The sequence below is a fragment of the Pseudoalteromonas sp. A22 genome, assembly GCF_018141345.1.
Classification (GTDB): Bacteria; Pseudomonadota; Gammaproteobacteria; order Enterobacterales; family Alteromonadaceae; genus Pseudoalteromonas; species Pseudoalteromonas maricaloris.
On record NZ_CP047238.1, the window covers coordinates 2,362,791 to 2,387,631 of the forward strand.

23 protein-coding genes are annotated in these 24,841 nt (G+C 43.9%); 14 read left to right on the forward strand and 9 right to left on the reverse strand.

Annotated features, from left to right (window positions below; translation table 11 throughout):
- Positions 1 to 75: 75 nt before the first annotated feature.
- A complete protein-coding gene (locus tag GSF04_RS15360; RefSeq protein ID WP_211857754.1) occupies positions 76 to 1,734 on the forward strand; it encodes a SulP family inorganic anion transporter in 1,659 nt (552 codons plus the stop codon).
- Here the strand turns inward: GSF04_RS15360 and GSF04_RS15365 are convergent.
- Positions 1,721 to 2,596, reverse strand: coding sequence for a LysR substrate-binding domain-containing protein (locus GSF04_RS15365; RefSeq protein WP_211857755.1), 876 nt, complete (start codon positions 2,594 to 2,596; stop codon positions 1,721 to 1,723). The genes GSF04_RS15360 and GSF04_RS15365 overlap by 14 nt on opposite strands.
- Positions 2,597 to 2,691: 95 nt before the next feature.
- Between GSF04_RS15365 and GSF04_RS15370 the strand changes: the two genes are divergently transcribed.
- Both GSF04_RS15370 and fghA read left to right on the forward strand, forming a co-directional pair.
- On the forward strand, positions 2,692 to 3,813 hold the full coding sequence (locus tag GSF04_RS15370; protein ID WP_069022378.1) for an S-(hydroxymethyl)glutathione dehydrogenase/class III alcohol dehydrogenase: 1,122 nt from the start codon (positions 2,692 to 2,694) through the stop codon (positions 3,811 to 3,813).
- Positions 3,814 to 3,869: 56 nt separating this feature from the next.
- Positions 3,870 to 4,712 (forward strand): S-formylglutathione hydrolase, encoded by an 843-nt coding sequence (fghA, locus tag GSF04_RS15375; RefSeq protein WP_211857757.1) that lies wholly within the window; start codon positions 3,870 to 3,872, stop codon positions 4,710 to 4,712.
- Between the two features lie 85 nt (positions 4,713 to 4,797).
- Here the strand turns inward: fghA and GSF04_RS15380 are convergent, their stop codons facing one another.
- A complete protein-coding gene (locus GSF04_RS15380) occupies positions 4,798 to 6,696 on the reverse strand; it encodes a beta-ketoacyl synthase (protein ID WP_211857759.1) in 1,899 nt (632 codons plus the stop codon).
- A 117-nt stretch (positions 6,697 to 6,813) separates the two neighbouring features.
- Here GSF04_RS15380 and GSF04_RS15385 point away from each other — a divergent pair, with 117 nt between their 5' ends.
- Positions 6,814 to 7,806, forward strand: coding sequence for a helix-turn-helix domain-containing protein (locus tag GSF04_RS15385; RefSeq protein ID WP_211857761.1), 993 nt, complete (start codon positions 6,814 to 6,816; stop codon positions 7,804 to 7,806).
- Positions 7,807 to 7,836: 30 nt separating this feature from the next.
- On the opposite strand, the gene GSF04_RS15390 is transcribed toward GSF04_RS15385, so the two are convergent.
- Together GSF04_RS15390 and GSF04_RS15395 are read right to left on the reverse strand one after the other, a co-directional pair.
- Positions 7,837 to 8,313: a transcription elongation factor GreAB gene (locus tag GSF04_RS15390; protein WP_211857763.1), complete on the reverse strand. Its 477-nt coding sequence runs from the start codon at positions 8,311 to 8,313 to the stop codon at positions 7,837 to 7,839.
- Positions 8,310 to 8,744, reverse strand: a complete 435-nt coding sequence (locus tag GSF04_RS15395; protein WP_211857764.1) for a hypothetical protein — start codon at positions 8,742 to 8,744, stop codon at positions 8,310 to 8,312. The genes GSF04_RS15390 and GSF04_RS15395 overlap by 4 nt, the downstream gene beginning before the upstream one ends.
- 306 nt (positions 8,745 to 9,050) lie before the next feature.
- Between GSF04_RS15395 and ccoN the strand changes: the two genes are divergently transcribed.
- From ccoN to uspE, 10 genes are all read left to right on the forward strand, one after another.
- Complete coding sequence (gene ccoN, locus GSF04_RS15400) at positions 9,051 to 10,484, forward strand: cytochrome-c oxidase, cbb3-type subunit I (RefSeq protein WP_010373997.1); 1,434 nt, start codon at positions 9,051 to 9,053, stop codon at positions 10,482 to 10,484.
- Between the two features lie 12 nt (positions 10,485 to 10,496).
- Positions 10,497 to 11,171 (forward strand): cytochrome-c oxidase, cbb3-type subunit II, encoded by a 675-nt coding sequence (gene ccoO, locus GSF04_RS15405; RefSeq protein ID WP_010373994.1) that lies wholly within the window; start codon positions 10,497 to 10,499, stop codon positions 11,169 to 11,171.
- A 5-nt stretch (positions 11,172 to 11,176) separates the two neighbouring features.
- The gene (locus tag GSF04_RS15410; protein WP_010373992.1) at positions 11,177 to 11,362 is read left to right on the forward strand and encodes a cbb3-type cytochrome c oxidase subunit 3; all 186 of its coding nucleotides are present in this window, start codon (positions 11,177 to 11,179) and stop codon (positions 11,360 to 11,362) included.
- Positions 11,359 to 12,324 carry a cytochrome-c oxidase, cbb3-type subunit III gene (gene ccoP, locus GSF04_RS15415; protein WP_211857765.1) on the forward strand — a complete coding sequence of 322 codons (966 nt, stop codon included), beginning with the start codon at positions 11,359 to 11,361 and terminating at the stop codon, positions 12,322 to 12,324. The genes GSF04_RS15410 and ccoP overlap by 4 nt, the downstream gene beginning before the upstream one ends.
- Before the next feature lie 118 nt (positions 12,325 to 12,442).
- Positions 12,443 to 12,934, forward strand: coding sequence for a FixH family protein (locus GSF04_RS15420; protein WP_010605013.1), 492 nt, complete (start codon positions 12,443 to 12,445; stop codon positions 12,932 to 12,934).
- Between the two features lie 6 nt (positions 12,935 to 12,940).
- Positions 12,941 to 15,316 (forward strand): heavy metal translocating P-type ATPase, encoded by a 2,376-nt coding sequence (locus GSF04_RS15425; RefSeq protein ID WP_211857766.1) that lies wholly within the window; start codon positions 12,941 to 12,943, stop codon positions 15,314 to 15,316.
- Positions 15,313 to 15,513: a cbb3-type cytochrome oxidase assembly protein CcoS gene (ccoS, locus tag GSF04_RS15430; protein ID WP_010373983.1), complete on the forward strand. Its 201-nt coding sequence runs from the start codon at positions 15,313 to 15,315 to the stop codon at positions 15,511 to 15,513. The genes GSF04_RS15425 and ccoS overlap by 4 nt, the downstream gene beginning before the upstream one ends.
- A gap of 1 nt (position 15,514) precedes the next feature.
- Positions 15,515 to 16,186 (forward strand): sulfite exporter TauE/SafE family protein, encoded by a 672-nt coding sequence (locus GSF04_RS15435; RefSeq protein WP_069022370.1) that lies wholly within the window; start codon positions 15,515 to 15,517, stop codon positions 16,184 to 16,186.
- Between the two features lie 185 nt (positions 16,187 to 16,371).
- Positions 16,372 to 17,106: an FNR family transcription factor gene (locus GSF04_RS15440; RefSeq protein WP_010373979.1), complete on the forward strand. Its 735-nt coding sequence runs from the start codon at positions 16,372 to 16,374 to the stop codon at positions 17,104 to 17,106.
- 118 nt (positions 17,107 to 17,224) lie between these two features.
- The gene (gene uspE / locus GSF04_RS15445) at positions 17,225 to 18,148 is read left to right on the forward strand and encodes a universal stress protein UspE (RefSeq protein ID WP_010373977.1); all 924 of its coding nucleotides are present in this window, start codon (positions 17,225 to 17,227) and stop codon (positions 18,146 to 18,148) included.
- A gap of 52 nt (positions 18,149 to 18,200) precedes the next feature.
- Here the strand turns inward: uspE and GSF04_RS15450 are convergent, their stop codons facing one another.
- The 5 genes from GSF04_RS15450 to GSF04_RS15470 form a co-directional block, all read right to left on the reverse strand.
- On the reverse strand, positions 18,201 to 19,397 hold the full coding sequence (locus tag GSF04_RS15450; protein ID WP_211857767.1) for a PepSY-associated TM helix domain-containing protein: 1,197 nt from the start codon (positions 19,395 to 19,397) through the stop codon (positions 18,201 to 18,203).
- A 74-nt stretch (positions 19,398 to 19,471) separates the two neighbouring features.
- Positions 19,472 to 21,625: a TonB-dependent siderophore receptor gene (locus tag GSF04_RS15455; protein ID WP_211857768.1), complete on the reverse strand. Its 2,154-nt coding sequence runs from the start codon at positions 21,623 to 21,625 to the stop codon at positions 19,472 to 19,474.
- Between the two features lie 289 nt (positions 21,626 to 21,914).
- Entirely contained in the window at positions 21,915 to 22,808 is an 894-nt protein-coding gene (ttcA, locus tag GSF04_RS15460; protein ID WP_010373971.1) for a tRNA 2-thiocytidine(32) synthetase TtcA, read from the reverse strand.
- 163 nt (positions 22,809 to 22,971) lie between these two features.
- Positions 22,972 to 24,108, reverse strand: a complete 1,137-nt coding sequence (locus GSF04_RS15465) for an ABC transporter permease (protein WP_211857770.1) — start codon at positions 24,106 to 24,108, stop codon at positions 22,972 to 22,974.
- On the reverse strand, positions 24,105 to 24,839 hold the full coding sequence (locus tag GSF04_RS15470) for an ATP-binding cassette domain-containing protein (protein ID WP_045990628.1): 735 nt from the start codon (positions 24,837 to 24,839) through the stop codon (positions 24,105 to 24,107). Before GSF04_RS15470 ends, GSF04_RS15465 begins: the two co-directional genes overlap by 4 nt.
- Positions 24,840 to 24,841 lie beyond the last annotated feature (2 nt).

The following is a 24,841-nucleotide window of genomic DNA, read 5'->3' on the forward strand; positions in this document are numbered from 1 at the left end:
TACCAGTCCTTCGTAGCACTCAGTGCTATTTATCAGTAGAATGCCGTCAATTCTTTGATCGTTAAAGTCAAAAGTATGATCACACTTAAGAGATTTAAAAACGCCTCTTTAAAAGGTGACCTATTCGGTGGTGTAACCACTGCAATTATTTCTTTACCACTCGCACTCGCTTTTGGTGTTGCCTCTGGTGCTGGCGCAGAAGCTGGGATGTGGGGCGCAATTTTGGTTGGCTTATTTGCCGCACTGTTCGGTGGTTCAACCTCCCTCATTTCTGAACCAACCGGCCCAATGACTGTTATCATGACAGCAGTACTCACCGCCATGATGAGCAAGTATCCCGAAAATGGTCTTGCGATGGGCTTTACTGTTGTCATGATGGCAGGTGCTTTTCAGGTTTTACTCGGTACGCTCAAGTTAGGTAAATACGTTACCTTGATGCCTTACAGCGTCATCTCCGGATTTATGTCTGGTATTGGTGTTATCCTCATTATTTTGCAGCTTGCTCCTTTACTTGGACACCAAGCGCCTGCAGGTGGTGTTGTTGGCACTTTGTCTAACTTGCCCAGCCTGCTGATGGACTTACACTTTTCTGAGTTGTTCCTCGGGGTGATCACACTTGCAATCTTATTCAAAATGCCAAGTAAGTGGCGCCAGTACGTCCCCGCTCAACTGGTCGCACTCGTCGCCGTTACACTGCTTTCAATTATTATCTTTGATACCGATAGTATTCGCCGCATCGGAGAAATTCCAAGTGGCCTACCAAGTATTGTGTTTCCAGTATTATCACCAGAGCTATTAATTGAAATGCTTATCGACGCATTGGTACTGGGCACCTTGGGTTGTATAGATACATTGCTAACAGCAGTAATAGCCGACAGTTTAACGCGAACCGAGCATGATTCTGATAAGGAGCTCAGAGGCCAAGGTATTGCCAATATGATAGCTGGGCTTTTTGGTGCATTGCCAGGTGCTGGCGCAACGATGGGAACTGTGGTCAATATTCAAGTCGGCGCTCGCTCGCCAATCGCTGGGATATTCAGGGCACTAATTTTGATGGCCGTAGTCTTTATCGCGGGCAGCCTGACCGAGCCAATCCCAATGGCGGTGCTTGCTGGTATTGCAGTGTATGTTGGTTTTAATATTCTGGATTGGAGTTTTATCCAGCGTGCTCATAAGCTTAGTGTCAGTCAAATGGCGATTATGTATGGCGTCATGCTACTTACCGTTTTTGTTGACCTTATTGTTGCCGTGGGCCTTGGCGTATTTATCTCCAATGTGATGATCATAGAGAGATTAAGCCGAGTGCAAGCTAATCACGTTAAAGCAATTAGCGACAGTGATAGCGATGAAGATGTGCCACTAACAAAAAAGGAAAGCGAGCTGTTAGATAAAGCCAACGGTAAACTATTATTCTTTTATCTTTCCGGGCCAATGATTTTTAGCGTCTCAAAAGCAATCGCAAGACAACACCGCAAGATTAGTGAATACAAAGCCATGGTATTAGATTTAAGCGACGTAGCTATGATTGATGTCACCGTGGGCTTAGCCATTGAAAATGCGATTACAGATGCGCTTGATGCTGACTGTAGCGTGTTTATCTATTCACCGAATTTGGAGACCACCGATAAGCTCAAGCGCTTAAACATTCATGACCGTCTAGGCGACCGTGCATTTTGTGATAGTCGTGAGATAGCGCTCAGCCAAGCCATTGATACTATGGCTAAAACTTATTAAAGTACGCACTTAAGTGATCCAGTAACAAGCGTAAACTGGTCGCGACAAATTGTCTGGGTGGATACAGCGCCCAGACCCCCTCTTCCTCAGGTCTAAAGTTGGTTAGTACCTCTGTTAACTCACCACTCTCTAGCGCCTCTTGCACGTAATAATGCGGTAACTGTACCAAACCTAAGCCTTGCTTTGCTGCTTCCAAGAGCCCCCAACCACTGTTGCAACGCAGTGGCCCCGCCACTTTAATTTGTCGCGCTTTACCGTGCTCAACAAAACGCCATTCGCTACTATTGCCAATTAAACATTTATGATTGCTAAGCTCAGCGAGCGTATGCGGTTGGCCAAATTGATTTAAATAGATATTTGCACCACACACCATGGTTTTACGTGTGGTTAGCCGTTTGGCGCGCAGTGATGAATCCTGTAACTTACCGAGGCGAATTGCCAAGTCAAAGCCCTTATCGAGCAAGTCGACTTGGTTGTTCGTCAAATGCATTTCTACCTCAACTTTGGGATACAAACGCATAAATTCAACCACGGCAGGCATGACATAAGATTCGCCGTACATTACCGGTGCGGTAAGCTTAAGTTTGCCTGTTGGCTGTCTGTCACGTTGACGGATTGCAGCAGTGGCGTCATCTAATCCATGCTGTAAATGCTTTGCGTGAGATAAAAACACTTCACCTTCCTGAGTCAGCGCTAGCTTTCGGGTAGTGCGCGTCAAAAGTTGTATGTTGAGCCGCTCCTCTAACATTTTCACTCGGCGACTAATTTGCGCAACCGAAGTATTTAACTGAGTTGCAGCTCCACTAAATGAGCCATTACTCGCGACCGCAACAAACTCATCAATGCCAATCCATCTATCCATTATTACATATACGTAAAAGTCTTTATAATTTTTATAGATTATCAAAAATCATAATGTAGTTATACTGCTATCAACTTTTAAGAAAGGAACAAACCATGTCTGAATTTATTAAATCTAAAGCAGCGATCGCTTGGGGCCCAGGTCAACCGCTTAGTATTGAAGAAGTTGATGTTATGCCACCGAAAAAAGGCGAAGTCTTAGTTAAAATCACCGCAACGGGCGTATGTCATACCGATGCTTTCACTTTGTCTGGCGACGATCCTGAAGGCGTATTCCCAGCAATCTTAGGTCATGAAGGCGCAGGTATTGTTGAAGCGATTGGTGAAGGCGTTACCAGCGTTGCCGTTGGCGACCACGTGATCCCATTGTACACACCGGAGTGTGGCGAATGTAAGTTCTGTAAGTCTGGTAAAACGAACCTTTGTCAGCAGATCCGTGAAACCCAAGGTAAAGGCTTGATGCCTGATGGCACAACCCGCTTTTATAAAGACGGCCAACCAATTTATCACTACATGGGCACGTCAACGTTCTCTGAGTACACTGTACTGCCAGAAATCTCTTTGGCTAAAGTAAACAAAGCAGCGCCTCTTGAGGAGATCTGTTTGCTTGGCTGTGGTGTCACCACGGGAATGGGCGCAGTAATGAATACCGCTAAAGTGCAAAAAGGCGATACCGTCGCCATTTTCGGCCTAGGTGGTATCGGCTTGTCCGCTATCATTGGCGCGGCAATGGCTGGCGCGAGTCGGATCATCGGTATCGACATCAATGAAGATAAGTTTGAGCTGGCGACAAAGCTTGGGGCAACCGATCTTATCAACCCGAAAAACTTCGATAAACCTATCCAAGAAGTGATCGTTGAAATGACCGATGGCGGTGTGGATTTCTCGTTCGAATGTATCGGTAACGTAGATGTCATGAGAAGTGCCCTTGAGTGCTGTCACAAAGGTTGGGGTGAGTCGGTGATCATCGGTGTTGCAGGCGCTGGACAAGAGATTTCAACACGCCCATTCCAATTGGTTACCGGTCGCGTATGGCGCGGTAGTGCTTTTGGTGGCGTAAAAGGTCGCTCAGAGCTTCCTGAGATTGTTGAACGCTATATGGCTGGTGAATTCAAGCTCAATGACTTTATCACTCATACCATGAAGCTCGAAGATATTAATGAAGCCTTTGATTTAATGCATGAAGGCAAGAGTATCCGCTCGGTGATCCATTACTAGTACCCGCTCAAGGACGCACAGGCTGCGTCCTATTTCACTTAATTAAGGAGCACTTGATGGAACTGATTTCCAGCAACAAAGTATCCGGCGGTTGGCATAAGCGCTACACACATACCAGCCAGTCGACGCAGTGTGAAATGACCTTCGCCATTTTCTTACCTGAAATCGTCAATGAGGGACAACAAGTCCCGGTTTTATATTGGCTCTCAGGGTTAACCTGCAGCGATGAAAACTTCATGCAAAAAGCAGGTGCGTTTAAAAAAGCCAACGAGCTTGGTATCGCTATTGTCGCACCAGATACAAGCCCGCGCGGAGAAGGCGTTGCAGATGACGAAAATGGCGCTTATGACTTTGGTTTAGGTGCGGGGTTTTACGTCAATGCGGCACAGGCTCCATATAGTCAACATTATCAAATGTATGACTACGTGACTGAAGAACTACCTCAATTAATCGAAGCCCACTTCCCGGTTAGCCCGCAAAAAGCCATTAGTGGTCACTCCATGGGTGGTCATGGTGCATTAATTATTGGGCTTAGAAACCCTGACGCCTATACGAGTATCTCAGCATTTAGTCCAATCGTTAACCCAAGTAACTGCCCTTGGGGTCAAAAAGCGCTAACAGGATATTTAGGGGACGACAAACAGCGTTGGCAACAATATGACGCGACCGAACTATTGTCGCACTATGTTAGTCCAACAAAACGTCCGATACTCATTGAGCAAGGTTTAAGTGACCAGTTTTTAGACGAGCAGCTAAAGCCTTGGTTATTCGAACAAGCTGCAGAAAAAGTAGGCTACCCTATCGCGCTAAACATGCATGAAGGTTACGATCATAGCTATTTCTTTATCTCGAGTTTTATTGAAAGTCATCTTGAGTTTCATGCTAACTATATGAGGTGAGCCTGACTGCCGTTTGCGCATTTAAGCACAGCACTAAGCTAAAAATAAAAAAGGCGTACTCCCTGTACGCCTTGCTTGCTTAACATTAGATTAAATCGCCGTATGGATTCGTTGGACAAAGCTGTATACTTTGCTCGAACCCAGGAATGGCTAACTCTTGCTGACTTAAATTCAATTCAGACTCATCAATCATGCCATTGCCAAAACGATAAATGAGCTCGTATTGACCATAATCGGCCGCTTGCTGATATGCAATTTGCCTTTGTGTTGTAGTGGCAAGTTGTTGCTCATAATTTGCAAACTCAGCTTGGCTATAACGCTTGCTTAGTAGCTGCTTCGTGAGCTTTGGAGAAAGTACCGTTGCCGTTGCATTGTTACCACCAAAGCCCTTTGAATTTATAAAGGCGATATCCATTGGCTCGCACTCATAGTGCTCAGTGCGAATATCTAAATGCTCGGCGTGAACATCTTCAGCTACTGCATTAATCGTGGTGATCCCTGGCATAATATTGTACTCGAACACCCCAAGTGCCATCGCAAGCTGATCGCCAGACGCTGGCGCTATAGTATGACCAACATATGCTTTTGGCGCCGCCACTTTCCAGCCATTAATCGCAAAAGCTTCTGCAATTTTGTGATAGATAAGCGACTCAGTAACCCGGTTTTGTGGTGTGCTTGAGCCATGTGCCAAAATAAAGCTGCGCTTTACTAAGGCCTCAGTGCCTGCGATTTGCTGAGCCAGCGCGACCGATTTTGCCATGGTAATATAGTTACCAGGTCCAGGTGCCGTAATCGACTTTTTCACGCCGTCTGCGTTGACATATACGTCGGCCACAGAGCCCATGATCTGCGCGCCAAGCTCCAGTGCTAAGGCATCATCCATCAAAATCGCCACTTGTGCCCCTTCACCAATTGTAAAGCCACAGTTTTCACCAAAAGGACGACTTGTTTTGCGATAGTCTACATGCTCAGTACCATCAAGTTTACGCAAACCTTCTTCATTTGCGAGTGCGCCCATATTACCGAAGCCTTCGATGATCTCTGGTGTTATAGCACACTCAACACTGGCTACAATCGCCACTCGAGTACGGCCAGCCTGAATATCATTCACTGCAGCGCGGAGGTTATATAGAAACGTCGCACAGGCACCTGATGTCGTAAACGTTGTGCCAACGCTGCCAGTAACATAAGCATTGATAAAGTCAGTGGACATGGTGTTGAGTCCTAGCGCCAACTGCTTAGTGCTTACTCGGTCGCCACGTAAACGACTACGTACTAATCCACCTAAGCCCTCATCATTCATTTGCCCTGCCACAGAGGCGGAGTAAGTGCCGATTTGGTCCGGTCGTACGCTGTTCATTACCTTATCCCACTCAAGACCCGTTGAGCGGATAGCGTCGGTTGCAGCAAAAATAGTTGCCTGAAGGCCGCGTGGTTGGTAACGGCTGTTATACATGAGTGACGGCTCAAAGCCTGTTGGTAATTGACCTGCGGCTTTAATTGGGTTGTCTCTGAAGCTATCGTGCTTAACTTCAATCTGGTCCGCAATGGTTACTTCAACCGTTTTTGGATCAAGCTCAATCACTTGCCAAGCTGCAGGAACTGGCTCTGGCAAGTCACGCTTACGACAACTAAATACTATCTTGCTGTCATCATTTGCTTTCATTGTGAGCTTTTGCTGCCAAGGGGTCGCATCTACATCAAAATGGTTTTTTTCGATTTTACGGATCAACGTTCCCGCTAAGATCTGCTCACCAAAACGCGACTCAATCTCCACCTCTTGAACGACTTGGTCGTTTTGGTCAATCAGCTGGCCATTTTCATAACGCACTAAGTTCATTAAACTCGCAAGGCCCAAATAGGTCTCTTGTCGGTCTTTAGCATTTAGCTTATCAAGTACAATACGTTTGTAGCCTTGATGGAAAGAGGTGCGCCCCGCGGCGTTAATACCCCCCATTCCTACAATAATTGGCAATGCTGTCATGTCGTTCCTACTTCTGAACTAAGATAATGACTTGATTTTAATTGCATTCGAATTTAAGTTTTTACAAAATACGCCACATATAAATCACTTTTCGCCAAATAAAAGAGGTCGGAGCAGATGAAATCCTGTACAAAGGTCGCCATTGTGCTTTACAAGCATATGCTCGTTACCAGTGTCACCTTACCGCTGGAAATGCTCAAAGCCGGACAAGCCTTTGCTAAAGTGCATCTAAAAGAGGCTTATGTTCCTTTAGAAGTTCTCCTTTGCAGCAGCCAAGGCGAGGCAGTTAACGCCGATAATTACATGACACTTGAAGCACAAAGTGACTTTAGCTCATTGCCTTTATATGACTACATTATTGTGCCAAGTATATGGCGAAATCCAAGACCACTTGTAAGACAAAACCAAGCGCTGAGTGAGTCACTTGCGGATGCATGGGGAGCTGGAAGCACACTGATAGGTGTTGGTACGGGTGTTTGCTTTTTAGCAAGTTCTGGCCTGCTTGACGGGCATTCAGCAACGACCCACTGGCATTTTGCCAAACAATTTTCTCAGCTATACCCCAATGTTGAATTAAAACCGGATTACTTTATCACTCAATCAGAGCGGATCTATACTGTAGCCAGCTTAAATGCGCTGGCTGATGTTATTGTTCACATTATTGAATTACTGTACGGGATAGATGCCGCACACCATGTGCAGCAAAATTTTTCTCATGAAATTCGTAAGCCTTACGAAGAACAGCGCTATTTAGAAGGTGCTGTGGACCGTCATGCTGATGAGCAAATTGCCGCAATTCAATTTTGGCTGAAAAATAATGCCGCATCGGAAATCTCTTTACCCACTGTCGCAGCACAATTTGATTTGAGCTATCGCACCTTTAACCGCCGCTTTAAACAAGCAACAGGACAAACCGCCGTTGCCTACTTACAACAGGTGCGTATTGAGATGTGCAAAGAGCTACTCGCGAGCAGTAATCTCTCCATTCAAGATATTGCCCTTGCTTCTGGATTTAATTCACAAGGGCAATTAAGCAGAGTATTTCGGCAATTAATGGGAAGATCACCAAGCACATATCGGGCAATAGTAAGAAAGAAATTGTTCTCGTAGCAACTCGTAGCAAAACGAGAGTAAACCACTCTACAGTATTTGCATCACGGTTAACATTTGTTGTTGGCCGTTGAAGAAAAATGAAATATCTTCGTCTACCGTTAACCCCTTTAACCGCTTGCCAAGGGGCGCATCAAACGTTAACACCAACACTGGTGTTTCTTTATATTGGATTTTTAGTCCGCCTTCGCAAGGCGCAAAATAAAACCAATGACAGTTGCCCTGCTCATCTTCAATTTCAACTAGTGCGTTATGTGTAATTGTATTGCTCACAGCTAGCGCCAACTGATTCAATATTGTTTGTTTCGCCAAATGCATGGCATCAATGCGCTCACTTTGCCCTTCTGCTAGGTAGCCATACTCGATACTCAACGAGTCGTATTGTGTTTCAGCAGCACTTTGTTCGTGAGTCGCGTCAGCACGAGCACTGTTTGCCGCTTCAGTGGCTTCAAGCAACTTTTGTTCAAGTGCAAACTTGAGATATTCGATAAAAACAGATTTATTCATTGGTAATTTACAGCTATTGGATGACTGGTAGTAACAGACTGGCCGTTAACGGTTAGCGTTAAACGTAAAATCCAACGCATAGATTTATCCGTACACACACCAACCATGGTTTTGGCTATCAGTGTGTTTTTGTCAAAGAACACGGGAATTCTCCCCATGTTCATATTTTCTCCCTCAAGCCATGCCGAAACGACCTCTACTTTAGTCGCACTTTTTAGCCCAATGGTAAATTCTGTTTCAGGTTGAACTTGCTCTGAGCCCAGATAAATCTGCACTTGTGGAGTTAAATCACAGGGCGTTGAAAAATTACAGACATTTCTTGTTACTGAACTTTCACTTTTTTCTGAACTTTCATGTATAATAATAGTCGGGTCTGAACAGGCCACGAGGAAAACACCTAGCAACCCGATTGTTAATTGCTTTGCAATCATGAGGGATTTACCGTCACTTCTGAATCCTGCGCAGTGTACGCAAGTTTCAGGGCAAATGCTAGGTTGCTTAAGAAGCGAACAAAAAGCGCGTGAAAACTTGATTGATGTCATAATTTTAGGCGTTTTAGGTATCTTTTCATAAGCAAAAAAATTATCATTTCCTCGCAAAAATAAAGGTTTCTCGGGCTGGTTAGGTTTTCACTCATCTTTTGAGTTAAAACATGACGGGCTTGAAGAAATATAACTAGGGCCTGTAATTCAGGTAATTCATTTCTAATCGCAATAAATTGCAGCGGAATCCAGAAAATGAGCCAAACAGTAGCATCACAAACTGAGTACAATTATAAAGTTGTACGCCAATTCGCTATCATGACAGTGATTTGGGGCATTGTTGGCATGGGTGTAGGTGTATTTATCGCAGCGCAACTTGCGTGGCCTGCGTTAAACTTCGACATTCCATGGTTAACTTACTCTAGACTTCGTCCGTTACACACGAACGCAGTAATCTTTGCATTTGGTACAAGTGCACTATTTGCAACCTCTTACTATGTTGTTCAGCGCACGTGTCAAACGCGCCTGTTCTCTGACAAACTTGCCGCATTTACCTTCTGGGGTTGGCAAGCCATCATCGTATCTGCGGCTATCACGCTTCCTCTGGGTATTACTTCTTCAAAAGAATACGCTGAACTAGAATGGCCGATTGATATCGCAATCGCGGTAGTATGGGTTACTTATGCTGTAGTATTCTTTGGTACTCTTATCAAGCGTAAAGTGTCACACATCTATGTAGCAAACTGGTTCTACGCTGGTTTCATTATCACTGTTGCAGTGCTTCATATTGTAAACAGTATGGCTATTCCTGTATCACTTACTAAATCTTATTCAATCTACGCAGGTGCAGTAGATGCGATGGTTCAGTGGTGGTATGGTCACAACGCTGTAGGTTTCCTACTTACCGCTGGTTTCTTAGGTATGATGTACTACTTCGTACCAAAACAAGCAGGTCGTCCAGTGTACTCTTACCGTCTATCGGTTGTTCACTTCTGGGCACTTGTTTCTCTATATATTTGGGCAGGTCCTCACCACCTTCACTACACAGCACTACCTGATTGGACACAGTCTCTAGGTATGGTGATGTCAGTTATCCTATTCGTTCCTTCTTGGGGCGGTATGATCAACGGTATCATGACGCTGTCTGGCGCTTGGCACAAACTACGTACTGACCCAGTACTGCGTTTCTTAGTTGTGTCTCTATCGTTCTACGGTATGTCTACGTTCGAAGGCCCAATGATGGCTATTAAGTCTGTAAATGCGCTTTCACACTACACAGACTGGACAGTAGGTCACGTACACTCTGGTGCACTAGGTTGGGTTGCGATGATTTCTATCGGTGCAATTTACCACCTAATCCCTGCCCTATTTGGTCACGGTAACATGTACAGCATCAAGCTAGTTAACACACATTTCTGGCTACACACAGTTGGTGTTGTGCTTTATATCGTTGCAATGTGGATCTCTGGTGTTATGCAAGGCCTAATGTGGCGCGCAGTAAATGCTGACGGTACATTAATGTACAGCTTTGTTCAGTCACTAGAAGCTTCTAAGCCTTTCTACATCATGCGATTCCTAGGCGGTGTATTCATCGTAGTTGGTATGCTGGTAATGGCTTACAACGTATTCCGTACGGTTACTGCAAAAAGTGGTCAACTTGCCACTGATGCAAACCCGCAAGTGGCTTAAGGGGTATTGAGTATGAGCAACAATAACTCAACAAACAAACACGAAATCGTTGAAAAGAACGTTGGCCTGATGGCTATCCTAACGGTATTCGCGATTAGCTTCGGTGCACTAGTTGAAATTACTCCACTAATGTTCCAAAAAGATACCACTCAGCCAGTAGAAGGCTTACGCCCGCTTACCGCGCTTGAAATGGAAGGTCGTGACATCTTCGTACGTGAAGGTTGTTACAACTGTCACTCACAGATGGTTCGTCCATTCCGTGATGAAGTTGAGCGCTACGGTCACTACTCTGTAGCCGGTGAGTCGGTATGGGATCACCCATTCCAGTGGGGTTCTAAGCGTACAGGTCCAGATTTGGCACGTGTTGGTCAGCGTTATTCTGACGACTGGCACTATGCGCACTTAATGGATCCTCGCTCGGTGGTACCTGAGTCAAACATGCCAGGCTACCCTTGGCTTGATAGCACTAAAGTAGATACCACTTATACTCTGAAAAAATTACAAGTGTTCCGTGATGCATTTGGTATTGATAAGTCGTCAGACCGCTACAATGGCAAAGGCTACGGTGATGATGCTGAACTACAAGCGCAAGTGGATGAAATTCACGCGATGAACGGTGGTGAAGGTGCAACAGAAATGCAAGCACTTATCGCTTACTTACAACAACTTGGCACACATTTGAAGTAATTGTTATGGATTACGGCACATACAGAGGCATTTTGACTCTGGTAATTTTGGTACTGTTTATAGTGATTGTTGTGTGGGCATATAGCAAGCGGTCTAAGCGCCGTTTCGACGACGCTGCTAATGCCATTTTTGAAGATGAGAAAAAACATAACAACACTATCTCTAACGAGGAAAAGGAGTCTGAAAAATGACTAGCTTTTGGAGTATTTGGGTTATCGTACTAACCCTAGCGTGTCTAGCTCTGATTTTCGGCCTGCTAATTTGGAACCTGAAAAACTACACAGGTGTCAAAGAAGGCGAAAGCTGTGGTCACGAGTTCGACGGAATTGAGGAATTAAATAATCCACTACCAAAGTGGTGGACTTACATGTTCTTCGCGACTTTTGTTTGGTCAGTATATTATCTTGCTGCTTACCCAGGTCTTGGTAACTTTAAAGGTTTCTTAAACTGGACGAGCTCTAACCAAGGCATTACTACCTTGGCAGAGTCTAAGAAAGCAGTCGCTGAAGCACATGAAAATGGCCAGTGGGTACAACTTGATAAAGAAGTTGAAGCAGCACAAGACCGTTTTGGTCCTATCTTCCAAGAATTTGCAAAGCAAGACGTACTTACGCTTGCAAAGAACGAAGAAGCACTTGAAATCGGTCAACGTTTATTCTCGCAAAACTGTGCTCAGTGTCATGGCTCTGATGCTCGTGGTGGCGCAGGCTTCCCTAACCTAACTGATAAAGACTGGTTATATGGTGGCACGCCTGACAAGATCAAAGAAACACTGCTTAACGGTCGTGTTGCAGCGATGCCAGCTTGGCAAGATGCACTTGGTGATCAAGGCGTAAAAGAAATGACTGCTTATGTACTAAGCCTTTCTGGACGTACTGTTAACCAAAAAGATGCTGATGCAGGTAAAGCTAAGTTTGCAATGTGTGCGGCTTGTCATGGTATGGATGGTAAAGGTTCTGTTGCACATAACCTTCCGTTCGGTGCACCAAACTTAACCGATAATATCTGGCTATACGGTGGTTCTCAACGCGCAGTTGAAGACACACTTCGCCACGGTCGTGCGGGTGTAATGCCAGCATGGAAAGATATCTTAGGTGAAGATAAAGTACACCTTCTAACAGCGTATGTTTATAGCTTGTCACAAGGCCAATAAGCTTAGCTTTTAGAACATTATTTGAGATCAAAAAAGCCTCCATTTGGAGGCTTTTTTTTAGGTATTTACCGCAACTTACGGTAGAATACGAGCAAGTTTTATAGCCATGTGAGCAACTATGAACCCTACCCCTTGGTATAAGAATTTTTGGCCTTGGTTTTTAATTTTTTTCCCACTCGTTACTGTCGTTGCCTGTGTTTTTCTCATCACGTTTGCAGTCGGTAATGGTCCTGATATGGTCGTTGATGACTACTACAAAAAAGGTAAAGCAATCAACCTAGAGCTGAGTAAGTTTGATAAAGCAAAAGCGCTCTATTTACATGGTGACCTGCAAGTAGCAGAGCAAAAAGTCACCTTTAAATTTACCAAGGGCGACGCTTCTAAAGTTCATGCATTAAAGCTCTCGTTTTACCACCGCACTATTGAGAAATACGATTTTGCAGTCACGCTGACTAAAAACGCCAGCGGCGAGTTTACTGGCTTATTTGATGAACCACATAGCGGTGTGTTCACGGTATTTATAGAGCCTATGGACAACAGTTGGAAAATGAAAGAAAAAATCCAACTGCCACATGATGGTATTATCGCGGTCACTCCACAGTATAAGTAAGCTGCCATGGCAAATTCGTGTTTTCATTGTTTGGAGCCTATTCCTAAAGGGTTTGTAGGCTCGGTTACCTTTGAGGGTAGCGCACAACCGGTTTGCTGTATTGGCTGCCAGGCCGTTGCCGAAACCATTATTTCTCAAGGTATGAGTGACTACTATACTTACCGCACAGAAAGTGCAGGTAAAGTTGAAGAGCTTGTACCTGAACAACTCAAAATGCTACTCAGCTATGATAACGACGAGATCCAAGAGGACTTCGTCGAAATTAGCGGTGAGCACAAAGAGGTGCTGCTCAGTGTTGAAGGAATAAGCTGCGCCGCTTGTGCTTGGCTTATCGAAAAACAACTGCTGGCGCTCGGCGGTATCGTTCGAGTTGATGTTAACACCTCCACCCATCGCGCCATGATTGTATGGCAAGATAAACACGTAAAGTTAAGCGATATCATCAAATCCTTGATGGAAATCGGCTATAAGGCCTACCCATTTCAAGCCGATGAAGAAGCTGCACAAAAGCAAGCCGTAGCGAAAGCATACATCCGTCGTTTAGGCGTTGCTGGCCTCATGACTATGCAAGTGATGATGTTTGCATTTGCCATGTACTTTGGCATGTTTTCAGGCATGGAAGAGGACTTTGAACAGTACTTTCGTTGGATAAGCCTCGTGCTTGCCTCTCCTGTTATTCTGTATTCAGCGATGCCATTTTTAACGAATGCGGTTAAAGGGCTGAAAGCTAAACAACTGAATATGGATCTCCCTGTTTCACTTGCCATATTCGGAGCCTACGGCGCCAGCACTTACGCTACTTTTATGGAAGTCGGCGAAGTCTATTTTGAATCCATCTGTATGTTTACCTTCTTGCTGTTGTTAGGTAAATACCTTGAGTTCAGGGCCAGACTAAAAGCCAGCGAGTTTACTGCAAACCTGCAAAAGCTGCTGCCATTGACCGCCAGAAAGGTTGATGAGAATAACAATGAACAACATATTGCCGCCAAAAAGCTAAAATTGAACGATCTGATATTAGTTAAGGCTGGAGAAACTATCCCTGCGGATGGATTAGTGCTCAAAGGCCATACCACCGTTGATGAGTCGATGATGACAGGCGAACATTTGCCTGTTAAGAAATATCAAGGCCATCAAGTGTATGCTGGAACCGTGAATCATGACGGTGTAATTACGTTAGAGATCAATAAAATTGGGCAAAATACCCTGCTCAACCAAATTATTCGACTGCAGCATAACGCACTTACCAAACGCCCTAAGTTGGTGGAAATCACCGATAAAGTCGCCCAGTGGTTTGTTGCCTGTCTATTAATTTTTGCCTCAATTACCGCCATCGGCTGGTACCCTATTTCACCAGATAAGGCTTTTTGGGTCACGATTTCAGTGCTAGTAGCAACCTGCCCTTGTGCGTTAAGCCTTGCGATACCAACCGCGCTTACCTGCGCCGTTGCGTCACTTACGAAAAAAGGGATCTTGATTAAAGAAGCCCATGTATTAGAAACGGCAACCAAATTAACGCGTGTTGCCTTTGACAAAACAGGCACACTGACCGAAGGACGTTTCTCAATTAAACACATTGAGTTTCTGCAAACGGAATACAACGAGCAACAAGTCTTGGATTTCGCAGCAGCGTTAGAGCGCTTTTCTGAGCACCCAATCGCTCGCGCATTTGCACATATCACCCCAACCGAAAACCTAGTCCAAGATGTTGAAGTTGTGGCTGGTTCAGGGATCCGTGGTCACTGGCAGGGAGTCACTATTGCCCTTGGGAAGAGCCATTGGTTTGATAACCACGCGTCATTTGCTCAAGCTACCTTGTTCATTAACAACAACGCAGTTGCAGATTTTTACTTCAATGACAAAGTAAAAAGCAATGCTGAAACAGTTGTTGAACAGCTACAACAAGCGGGCCTTACATGCCACATGCTAACTGGGGATAGCTCCAATGCAGGCAAAGAGTTATCGCAGCAGTTAGCATTAGATAGCTACCAAAGCGCTTGCACACCAGAGGTTAAGCAACAAGCCGTTGAAACTTGGTCCAAACAAGGCGAGATTGTCGCTATGGTTGGTGATGGCATCAACGATAGCCCAGTATTCAATAGCGCTCACTTGTCAGTTGCGATGGATACCGGCGCTGATATCTCAAAGAATACCGCTGATGTGGTGTTGTTAAATAGCGATTTGAATGCCATTCTAGCCCTTCAGCAAGTAGCGAAACAAACGCGCAGAATAGTAAAGCAAAACTTAACCATATCACTTTTGTATAACGGCTCCATTTTGCCACTCGCTGCACTTGGCCTCATTCCACCTTGGATAGCAGTTATTGGTATGTCAGCTAGCTCGATCATCGTGATCGGTAATTCATTAAGGTTATTAAAGCTATGAGTATCATCTACGTATTAATACCTATCGCCATTTTATTCGTCATTATTGCTATTGGTATTTTCTTTTGGGCAGTAAAAAGCGAACAATTTTCAGATTTGAATAAACAGGGCCACAGCATCTTATTCGATGATGATAAAGCGCAAACGGGTGATAAGTCCGTAAAACCATCAAATAATAAGAGTAATAACGACAACTAGCATGAATGAGATAAGCTTGCTAAGTGCATTTGTGATGGGGCTTGCAGGAAGTGGTCACTGTTTGGTGATGTGTGGCGGTATTGCCAGTTCGCTACAACTGGCGAGTAAGCAGCTTTCTGCAGTGGTTGTTACCCTGTTGTATAATATCGGACGTATCTCCAGCTATGCGCTTGCTGGCAGCCTTGTTGCCCTACTCGGGGCAAGTCTCGCCAAGCAAAACACGTCACTCGCCATTATATTACAATTGATGAGTGGTATTTTTATGGTGCTTGTCGCTATCTACGTAATGCGCTTAGCCAGCACCTTAAAATGGCTAGAGTCGTTTGCTAAAAGCTTAATTTGGCAACATATTGTTAAGCTCAATCGCTACTTAGTCCCGGTCAATACAAAAACCAAAGCGTTTTGCTACGGGGCCTTATGGGGATGGCTACCCTGTGGCCTAGTTTATTCGGCTTTAACATGGACATTACAAGCAAAATCAGCAACTGAAGGCGCACTCATTATGCTCGCCTTTGGTATCGGCACAATGCCTGCGCTGATTGTAATAGGACAATCGGCTCAGCTGCTACAAAAGTTTATAAATCATTTAGTTACACGTATTATTATGGGTAATTTATTGATTTGGTATGGTGTTTATTTAATTATTATTGCAACTGATAAGTTAGTACATTAACCTATCCTTATCTAAGCAAACTCATCATTTAAGATTATTGGTTAGCGCTTTGAGATTAGGAGCTCCAATTGATAACCAAATTTTCTTTTGCGTGTCATATGAGTTTGTGGCGATCTGTAGTACCAAAGCCGTTATGCTTTGATACTAGGTTGCCTTCACGTGCGTCATAGACTTATGGAAATTTTATGGACTTAAGTAATCAAAACCGCTCAAAGAGCCAATGCACAATCAGCTGCAATAATTGCAGTATCAGTCAACTTTGCCTCCCATTTTCGCTCAATGGCAGCGAAATGGACAAGCTAGATGAGATCATTGAACGTAAAAAGCCGCTTCATAAAGGGGATTTTCTTTTCGAGTCAGGTGCGCCATTAAATGCTATCTTTGCCGTTCGTTCCGGCTCATTTAAAAGCTACACACTGTCTGAGCAAGGCGACGAGCAAATCACAGGATTTCACCTTGCGGGCGATCTTGTGGGTTTTGATGCCATCAATAAAATGCAGCACCAAAGCTTCGCACAAGCGTTAGAAACCTCTATGGTGTGCGAAATCCCTTTTGACACCCTAGATGAATTAGCCGGTAAACTGCCTAAGCTACGCCAACAGATCATGCGATTAATGAGCAGTGAAATCAATTACGACCAAGAGATGTTGTTATTATTGAATAAAAAGACTGCTGAAGAACGTTTAGCAACTTTTATTTATAATCTTTCAAATCGCTTTGGCGAGCGAGGTTTTTCTCGTAAAGAATTCCGCTTTACGATGACGCGCGGTGAAATTGGTAACTACTTGGGTCTTACCGTAGAAACCATTAGCCGTTTACTCAGCCGTTTCCAAAAAGCCGGAACAATCAAGGTCGAAGGTAAGTTTATTACTATAATTGATGCTGCAGCCTTAGCAGAAACAGCCGCGATTGCATCTTGATTTAGAACAAACTATTTATCGTTAAGACTTTATCCTTAGATAGGATCGGTTACACTCAATAAGGTCAGAGGTGAAAAAGCTTCTGATCTTATTTGAATACCGTTTTAAGGAGATAGTCGTGGATAAAATCAAAAGTATACTCACCGTCATTGATCCAACCAAAGAGCGCCAAAATAGCTTAGAACGCTCTATCAATCTTGCCAAGCGTACCGGTGCAGCCATCACTGCATTTATGTCTATTTATGACTTCTCCTATGAAATGACCACGATGTTGTCTAAAGACGAACGTGAAGCAATGCGTGAGGCAGTAATTAAAGACAGAGAAGCATGGCTTGCCGATATGGTTAAGGGCTTTTCTGATGTGAGTATCCAAACTAAAGTGTTGTGGCACAATCGCCCCTACGAAGCGATCATCAAAACCGTGCTTGCACATGACTATGATTTGGTCATTAAATCCACCCATCAGCACGATACCCTAAAGTCAGTTATCTTCACCCCAACCGACTGGCATTTAATTCGCAAATGCCCTGCGCCACTATTACTGGTTAAAGATCACGCTTGGCCAGATCAAGGCAACATTATTGCAGCGGTAAACTCTGTCAGCGATAACGAACAACATCAAGAACTCAATAAACGTATCATTACAGATGCTCAGTTTTTATGTGAATTAGCCAATGCTAAATTGAGCTTGGTAAACACCTATCCAGCAACGCCTGTTAATATTGCGATAGAAATTCCCGAGTTTAACCCATCGCAATACAATGAAGCCGTGAAAAAACATCATGAAGACGAGACATTTGCACTCGCAGAAACTTATTCAATAGATAAAAGCGATTGCATCATCAAAGAAGGTCTACCAGAGGACGTTATCCCCTACGTTGCTAAAGAAAAAGACGCTGAATTAGTGGTCATTGGCACGGTCGGTCGCACTGGACTGAGTGCAGCGCTTGTTGGCAATACTGCTGAGCACGTGATTGATAGCTTAGACTGTGATGTCTTAGCACTAAAGCCAGATGGCTATAAATCCCCATTAGAAGACTAACTCAGCGCTCAAGTTAATTAAATGTGCGGTAAATACACAGCCGCACATCCCTTTATGTGTATCTGGCGAGCCAGAAATAAAAGTAAAATGCTGATAAACAAAATATCGGCAACGTTGCCAACTGTGCACCCGTTATACTTTTAGACTTAGTGCGCTTGTATGTCATCATCACGCCGGTAAACGACAGTCCGGTTAACGCAAGACCAAACACAAACCATATAAGCTTAGAGGTGATCCCTGCAAAATAACCAAAGTGTAATGGATCTGCATATTCGTTAAGATAATTGCCCCACGCCATATTTTCAGGTTGCTGTATTGCTAAAACCTCTAGCGTTGTTGGGTCCATATAAACCTTGTGCGCTCTATCCCGAAGTACAGGGTTTGTACTCATTCCTTGAAAACGCAGCACCGCAGTATCTGCTCTTGGCAGTTGTACGGTTGTTATCGTCCAATTGGGAATGGCAAGCTGCGCTTTCTCAAAAGCGCTTTCAAACCTATTTACAGACAGCATGTTGGCGTCTTTTACCGCTGTAACATACTCAACTTTTGGAGCTGGAGGCTCCAAACTAAAACCGGCTACCCGTGCAGAAAACTCAAACAGATACCAAATACCTGTGATAATAATAAGTGTACTAAACCACAGTCCCCATAAGCCAAAAACCTTATGCAAGTCACTCAAAAATACTCTTGTACCTTGTGCTACTCTCAAACGCCACAGCGCAACTTTCCAATTTCGTGTGGTTTTCAGTCCGGTATAAACAGAGATCAGTAAAATGAATGCAAAAGCAGTGACAATTGGCAGCCCGGGCATTACAGGCATAAATAGGTAGCGATGCAAATCTCTAAAAAATCGTTGAATTGTGAGTAATGGTATATCGCCCGTTACTTCATAAGTCCATTGATCGACGTGCACATACCTATCATTTTTAGCCTCGAAAGCCACCCGTGCTCGATAGGTAAAGTAGTCGCTCCCCATTGTACCTAAAGTAATAACACGACCTTCTGGATAGCGTTCAGCTATCGACGCATACATATTTCTCCAAGATGCAGCCGTTTGCTCTTTTACCTCTTTGGGCTTTTGGCTTGCACGCATTTGCTCAAAAACAAGCCAATCTAATTCATTTGAAACAGTTGCGATTGTGCCCGTTGCGAGGATCACAAACATAACGGCCGCTAATTGAAAGCCTACCCAGGCATGTAAATCATATAACTTGCGTAGCCGCTTTCTTTGTCTAGCTTTGTCAGCCATCTTGACCCTCATAAAGGTAGACTTTTATTTCCACAAGCTCGGATAACTCACCGAGCCTCAGATTAACTTAAACATTACCAGTTGTAGGTAAACTCAAGAAAAGCATTTCTTGGATCGCCCGGAAAGTGTCCCGTGCGGTCTAAAAAGCCCGACTCTGCATATTCTTTATCAAGTACGTTCTCAACTCTGAATAGCACACTATAGTTATCTAATTCCCAAATAATTGAGGTGTCAGCGACGAAATAGGAATTTAGTGTTTGGCCAGATAAACTAAGCTGCTCATCCACATAGTTACCGCCAACTGCGAAAGCCAGATTCCACTCAGGGATCTGATATCGAGTCCACACCCCAAACTGATTTTCAGGGGCGTTGGCAAATTTATCGCCAACACTATTGCGGATCCCACCAGCGCCATTGTCAGCGGTGATAGTCGCATCATTATAGGCATAGGCTAGGCTTACTACCCAGTCAGGTGTCACGTCGGTGATCAACTCGATTTCTAGGCCTTTACTCGTGATTTCTCCGATTGGCGCTAAATTATCAACACCATCTTGCTCGGGATCTGTACCTGTATTTTGTAGCAAGTTTTGCCTTGTTATCTGATAACCAGCCACTTTTAGCAATGTACTTCCGTTAAATAACTCTGCGTTAAGCCCAACTTCAATGATATCACCCGTCGTTGGCTCAAATGGACCACCCGCTTTTTCGTCCTGACTGGATACGCCTTGGGGTTCGTAAGAGTCAGCCCACTGTGAATACAATGAGATATCATCAGATAGCTTGTAGATACCACCAATTCTGAAGCTAACATTGGTATCATCAAACTTACTGCCATTGGCATCGTCTTCAAACTGGTCATAACGTATGCCTGCTACAAACGTTACTTTCTCCCAAGCGAGTTCGTTGAGTACATAGGTGCCATTACGCTGTTGTTTCGTTGTACTTTCTGGCGCAAACTTCACATTGTATTGATTTGGCTGCGTTTCTCCATAGTTAGGGTTGTGGAGAGACAAAGGCAAAATATCCGAGTCTAACGACGTACCATTTAGATAACGAGTGACAAAGTCATTAGATGCTGACGCTCGACCTAATAACGCATCTTCTTCACCAGAATATATATCTAATCCAAACGCGGTACGCTGCTCAGCACCAAACATCTGTGTTTCATAAACAAAGTTAGCCGCAAAAGAGAGTTGAGACTGGGCTCTTAGTTGATCTCGGAACTCACGTGCGACCAAATCGATTTGACCATCTTTATTGCTATCGATGAGTGCTCTTGGTTCATGATAATTCTGTTCTTGCTCATTATCTATGTAGCGAAGCGCAACGTTGTAACTTAGCGATGGACTTAAATCCCCTACAACACTTGCTTGCAATACATCTGAGGTTAGATTTAAAAAGTCTGTAGGCTCATTATGATTCCACGATGGTGTCGTTAGAAACTCACCGTCATCGCCAGCGGGGACACCGCGTAAGCGATTCGCGTCCAAGTCCTGTTTGTAGTGCGTGTATTGCAAAATCAAACGAGCATCATCAAAATCATAAGCGTAACCTGCATCCATAATTGCCACTTCGCTTGCACTATTATCGCGGTAGGTATCTTGTTGTTCGTAAAACGCCCCCAAGCGAATGCTTTGTGCTTGTGCTACTTCACCAGTCGCCTCACCAGAAGCACCATAGCGGCTATCTGTGCCCGCGATAATACGAGTATTGGCACTAAACTCAGATTGCGGCTTTTTAGTTATATAGTTGAATAATCCACCAGGTGCCCCGGGTCCATACAGCATACCGGCGGGACCTTTCAAAAAGTCGACACGCTCGACATTAAATAGCTGTGGGACATTAAACCCAACATATGGGTCGCCTCTTAGACCATCAAAATAGATTTCTTCTTGACGAAAGCCACGTGCAGTCACCCCCGCGTAGCTAAATTGGCTGACCCCCGCGATATTACGATAGAGATCTTTGGCATCTCTTGCGGCTAAATCACGGATCAGATTTGCATTGAGAGAGGTTACCATTTGGGTCGAGTTAAGTGGGTCAACCGCAAGCTTTCCCGTTGAAGATTCACCATTACGATATAAATTTAATGTTCGGCTAACGACGGTTATTTTTTCTATGTCTTGGTCTTTAAGCTTATCTTCTGACACTTGCTGCTGAGCTGATGCATGCAAAGAGGGATACATAATCGCTAAAGCGATAAGGGATAGTTTTGATACTGTTTTCATTAAGAGCCACAATTTAGTTATTATTAAAGCACAGGCAAATGATAACAATTATTAATTGCATTTAAAATAACTAACCTACATTTAATTGCATTTTTTGCAAAACTAAGAACAAAAATATCTCATGCAGAGATCATTTTCCCGACAGCATGAATAAGTTAGGTACGTAGAGTTAACAGGTAATTTAAAGTGAAAGATGTTGGGGAGTAAAAGTAGTTAAGTTATAGAGTACCAATTATTGAGTTTTAGACTAGGCCTATCAGACCTAGCCTGGAAAAATCATTGTTGAGAATTAAATATTAGTTACATCAATAAACAATGATTCATCAATGTTTGTCGAGGAAACCACTGCTTCATTAAAGTCATAAGCCTCACGCTCACCGTCTCTATCTAGAGGTAAACTTTCAAAATCAAAGAGTTCCGTGTCAGCCAGTTGGCTTGGACTAACATTTTGAATTGATTTAAAAATATTCTCTACTCGACCCGGTGTTTTCTTATCCCACTCTACCAACATAGATTTAATGTTTTGACGTTGCAGGTTTTCTTGCGAGCCACATAGGTTGCACGGAATAATAGGAAAATCCTTATGTTCAGCGTATTGAATAAGATCTTTTTCACGCGCATAAGTGAGCGGGCGGATCACCACATTACGACCATCATCAGAGCGCAGCTTTGGCGGCATCGCTTTCATTCTTGCGCCGTAGAACATGTTTAAAAACAGCGTTTCAACGATATCGTCTAAATGATGACCCAGTGCGATTTTAGTTGCGCCAATCTTTTCCGCAAATGAGTACAAAGTACCACGACGCAAGCGTGAACAAAGGCCACAAGTCGTTTTGCCCTCTGGTACTTTCTCTTTTACGACTGAGTAAGTATCTTTATCAATGATGTAATAAGGAATGTCTAATGTCTCGAAGTACTCAGGCAAAATATGCTCTGGGAACCCAGGCTGCTTTTGATCCAGATTGACCGCCACCACATCAAAGTGAATTGGTGCTGCCTTTTTTAGGCTAAGTAAAATATCCAGCATGGCGAATGAATCCTTACCACCGCTGATACAAGCCATCACCACATCGCCTTCTTCGATCATATTGTAATCTTTGATGGCATTGCCGACATTACGGCGCAGACGCTTTTGCAGCTTATTAAACTCTAAAACTTCTTTGCGATTATCTTGCTCTGTCATGGTGTTAGGTGCCGTATTCATACTTACTCAACTGTGTACTGTGGGCGTTATCGCGCTAGTACATTACTACATCAATTATGGGGCGCCGATTATACGTGAAATTGAGATGAGGTAAAATACAAAAATGGCGCCGCTTTGGGCGCCATTGTTGGGAACTAATAAATTAAAGGCCGAACACTACCTTTTCACTTTTTAGCATGCGACTGCTTAGGTAGGTGAAAATAGCAAACAACCCCAGCGTTACAGCGCTCGACAACAATAGTTGTGGTACCGGTATCGCATTGCCTTTAATGATTTCAATCATTGCGTTTTGCTGCGCTGCGATCGGCATCCACTGCATAATGTCGGTAGCAATATCATAGGTCGTTGCCATACTCATCATTACCGGAATGAACAGCGCCATCGCTACATAAGATTGCGCCTCTTTAAATGATTTAGCTAAGAAAGAGATGAATATCAATAAACTGGCTGACATTAGCGCAATAGGCAGGCCAATGATAATTGCCGAAATAATGAATTTAGGACCAATAATCACCGTAAAGCCCATCATTTCCCAAGGCACCATATTATACGCAAACTTTGATACTATGGTGGTTAACACTAAAGCAATGATAGAGAAACCTGCAATTGCCCCCACTTTAGCTAACACAATATGCATAGTACTTATCGGATGGCTAAGTAATAGCTGTAAAGAGTTGCGTTCACGCTCCCCTGCACTACTGTCAATTGCCATACCCATCGCCGCATAAAATAGTGAAATAATAATAGATAACGTTGCAATACCTAATACGAAGCCCCCTTTAGAGGTTGGTGTCGCTTGGTCATGAGTTTGAACATCTATCGCACGTGCAATTGTCGGATCGATACCACGAGCGACTAACCGCAATGAAGCAACTTCGCTGTTGTATAACATGAGGTTACGCTCTAGTCGATTAATTGATGAACGTAACTTTTGCTCCGATTTATCAGCGATGATAAATACCGTCGCGCTCTTACCTTGCATCATATTCTCTTGGTAATCATCGCTGATCTCCAAGGTAATGCCCTTAACCTCTTCGCCTTCACCATGTTCAATTTCTTTACTCGCTAAAAATTGCACTAAGTTAGGCGCATTCTCTGCGTTATTAATGGTGATTTTGAGTGCATCAGGCGAAGCCATTTGCTTAAACATGACGGTAAATAATACACACATTAGAATAGGTGCACCGATGCAATAGTAAAGGCCAGCCATCACCGAACGTTTGTCACGGCTTGCGTCTAACACTTCTTTTTTAAATAAAACTGAGATTAATTTCATCATGCTGCAATTCCTTCATCCGTACCGATTAGGGTAATGAAAGCTTCCTCAAGCGATGCTTTACCTGTTTGTTCACATAGAGCTTGTGGAGAACCTTCCGCGACCACTTTGCCTTTCGCCATGACCACAACATGGTCGCAAAGTGCTGCAACTTCTTGCATCACGTGGCTAGAAAACAAGACACAGTGACCTTGCGCCTTAAGCATCAACAACAAATCCCGTAATACTCTGGTACTCATTACATCTAAACCACGTGTTGGCTCATCAAGTACAATATTCGTTGGTTTATGCACGATTGCCTGCGCCAACGCCGTTTTCATTCTTTGGCCTTGTGAAAAGCCTTTACAGCGTCTATCCGCGATATCCAACATTTGTAGCTTTTCTAACACTTCTTGTGTCGCGGCAGCGGCCGATTTTGCGTCCATGCCACTTAGTTCAGCGTAAAACTGGGTATATTCACGCGGTGTCATGCGCTCGTAGAGTCCACATGGGTCTGGGAACAACCCTAATTGTTGTTTTGCCCTGGTTGGCTCTTTGGCAACATCAATACTATCGATAGAAGCCGTACCTTGATCAGCTTGGAGCAGGCCAAATACGGTCCGTAAACAAGTCGTTTTACCTGCTCCATTTGGTCCCAATAGTCCCGTAATTTGACCATCTCGAGCGGTAAATGACAGCCCGTCTAGCGCGTTCACTTCACCAATCTTTTTATATAAGTTATCTACTTGGATCACGA

Excerpts from the sequence above, each read along its gene's own strand:
- GSF04_RS15440 (WP_010373979.1), top strand. The coding sequence starts at position 16,372 with ATGGACTTAAGTAATCAAAACCGCTCAAAGAGCCAATGCACAATCAGC.
- ccoN (WP_010373997.1), top strand. The coding sequence starts at position 9,051 with ATGAGCCAAACAGTAGCATCACAAACTGAGTACAATTATAAAGTTGTA.
- GSF04_RS15370 (WP_069022378.1), top strand. The coding sequence starts at position 2,692 with ATGTCTGAATTTATTAAATCTAAAGCAGCGATCGCTTGGGGCCCAGGT.
- GSF04_RS15425 (WP_211857766.1), top strand. The coding sequence starts at position 12,941 with ATGGCAAATTCGTGTTTTCATTGTTTGGAGCCTATTCCTAAAGGGTTT.
- ccoS (WP_010373983.1), top strand. The coding sequence starts at position 15,313 with ATGAGTATCATCTACGTATTAATACCTATCGCCATTTTATTCGTCATT.
- GSF04_RS15435 (WP_069022370.1), top strand. The coding sequence starts at position 15,515 with ATGAATGAGATAAGCTTGCTAAGTGCATTTGTGATGGGGCTTGCAGGA.
- GSF04_RS15385 (WP_211857761.1), top strand. The coding sequence starts at position 6,814 with ATGAAATCCTGTACAAAGGTCGCCATTGTGCTTTACAAGCATATGCTC.
- GSF04_RS15455 (WP_211857768.1), bottom strand. The coding sequence starts at position 21,625 with ATGAAAACAGTATCAAAACTATCCCTTATCGCTTTAGCGATTATGTAT.
- GSF04_RS15450 (WP_211857767.1), bottom strand. The coding sequence starts at position 19,397 with ATGGCTGACAAAGCTAGACAAAGAAAGCGGCTACGCAAGTTATATGAT.
- fghA (WP_211857757.1), top strand. The coding sequence starts at position 3,870 with ATGGAACTGATTTCCAGCAACAAAGTATCCGGCGGTTGGCATAAGCGC.
- GSF04_RS15380 (WP_211857759.1), bottom strand. The coding sequence starts at position 6,696 with ATGACAGCATTGCCAATTATTGTAGGAATGGGGGGTATTAACGCCGCG.
- GSF04_RS15365 (WP_211857755.1), bottom strand. The coding sequence starts at position 2,596 with ATGGATAGATGGATTGGCATTGATGAGTTTGTTGCGGTCGCGAGTAAT.
- GSF04_RS15420 (WP_010605013.1), top strand. The coding sequence starts at position 12,443 with ATGAACCCTACCCCTTGGTATAAGAATTTTTGGCCTTGGTTTTTAATT.
- GSF04_RS15390 (WP_211857763.1), bottom strand. The coding sequence starts at position 8,313 with ATGAATAAATCTGTTTTTATCGAATATCTCAAGTTTGCACTTGAACAA.
- ccoP (WP_211857765.1), top strand. The coding sequence starts at position 11,359 with ATGACTAGCTTTTGGAGTATTTGGGTTATCGTACTAACCCTAGCGTGT.
- GSF04_RS15410 (WP_010373992.1), top strand. The coding sequence starts at position 11,177 with ATGGATTACGGCACATACAGAGGCATTTTGACTCTGGTAATTTTGGTA.
- GSF04_RS15395 (WP_211857764.1), bottom strand. The coding sequence starts at position 8,744 with ATGATTGCAAAGCAATTAACAATCGGGTTGCTAGGTGTTTTCCTCGTG.
- ccoO (WP_010373994.1), top strand. The coding sequence starts at position 10,497 with ATGAGCAACAATAACTCAACAAACAAACACGAAATCGTTGAAAAGAAC.
- ttcA (WP_010373971.1), bottom strand. The coding sequence starts at position 22,808 with ATGACAGAGCAAGATAATCGCAAAGAAGTTTTAGAGTTTAATAAGCTG.
- GSF04_RS15465 (WP_211857770.1), bottom strand. The coding sequence starts at position 24,108 with ATGATGAAATTAATCTCAGTTTTATTTAAAAAAGAAGTGTTAGACGCA.
- GSF04_RS15360 (WP_211857754.1), top strand. The coding sequence starts at position 76 with ATGATCACACTTAAGAGATTTAAAAACGCCTCTTTAAAAGGTGACCTA.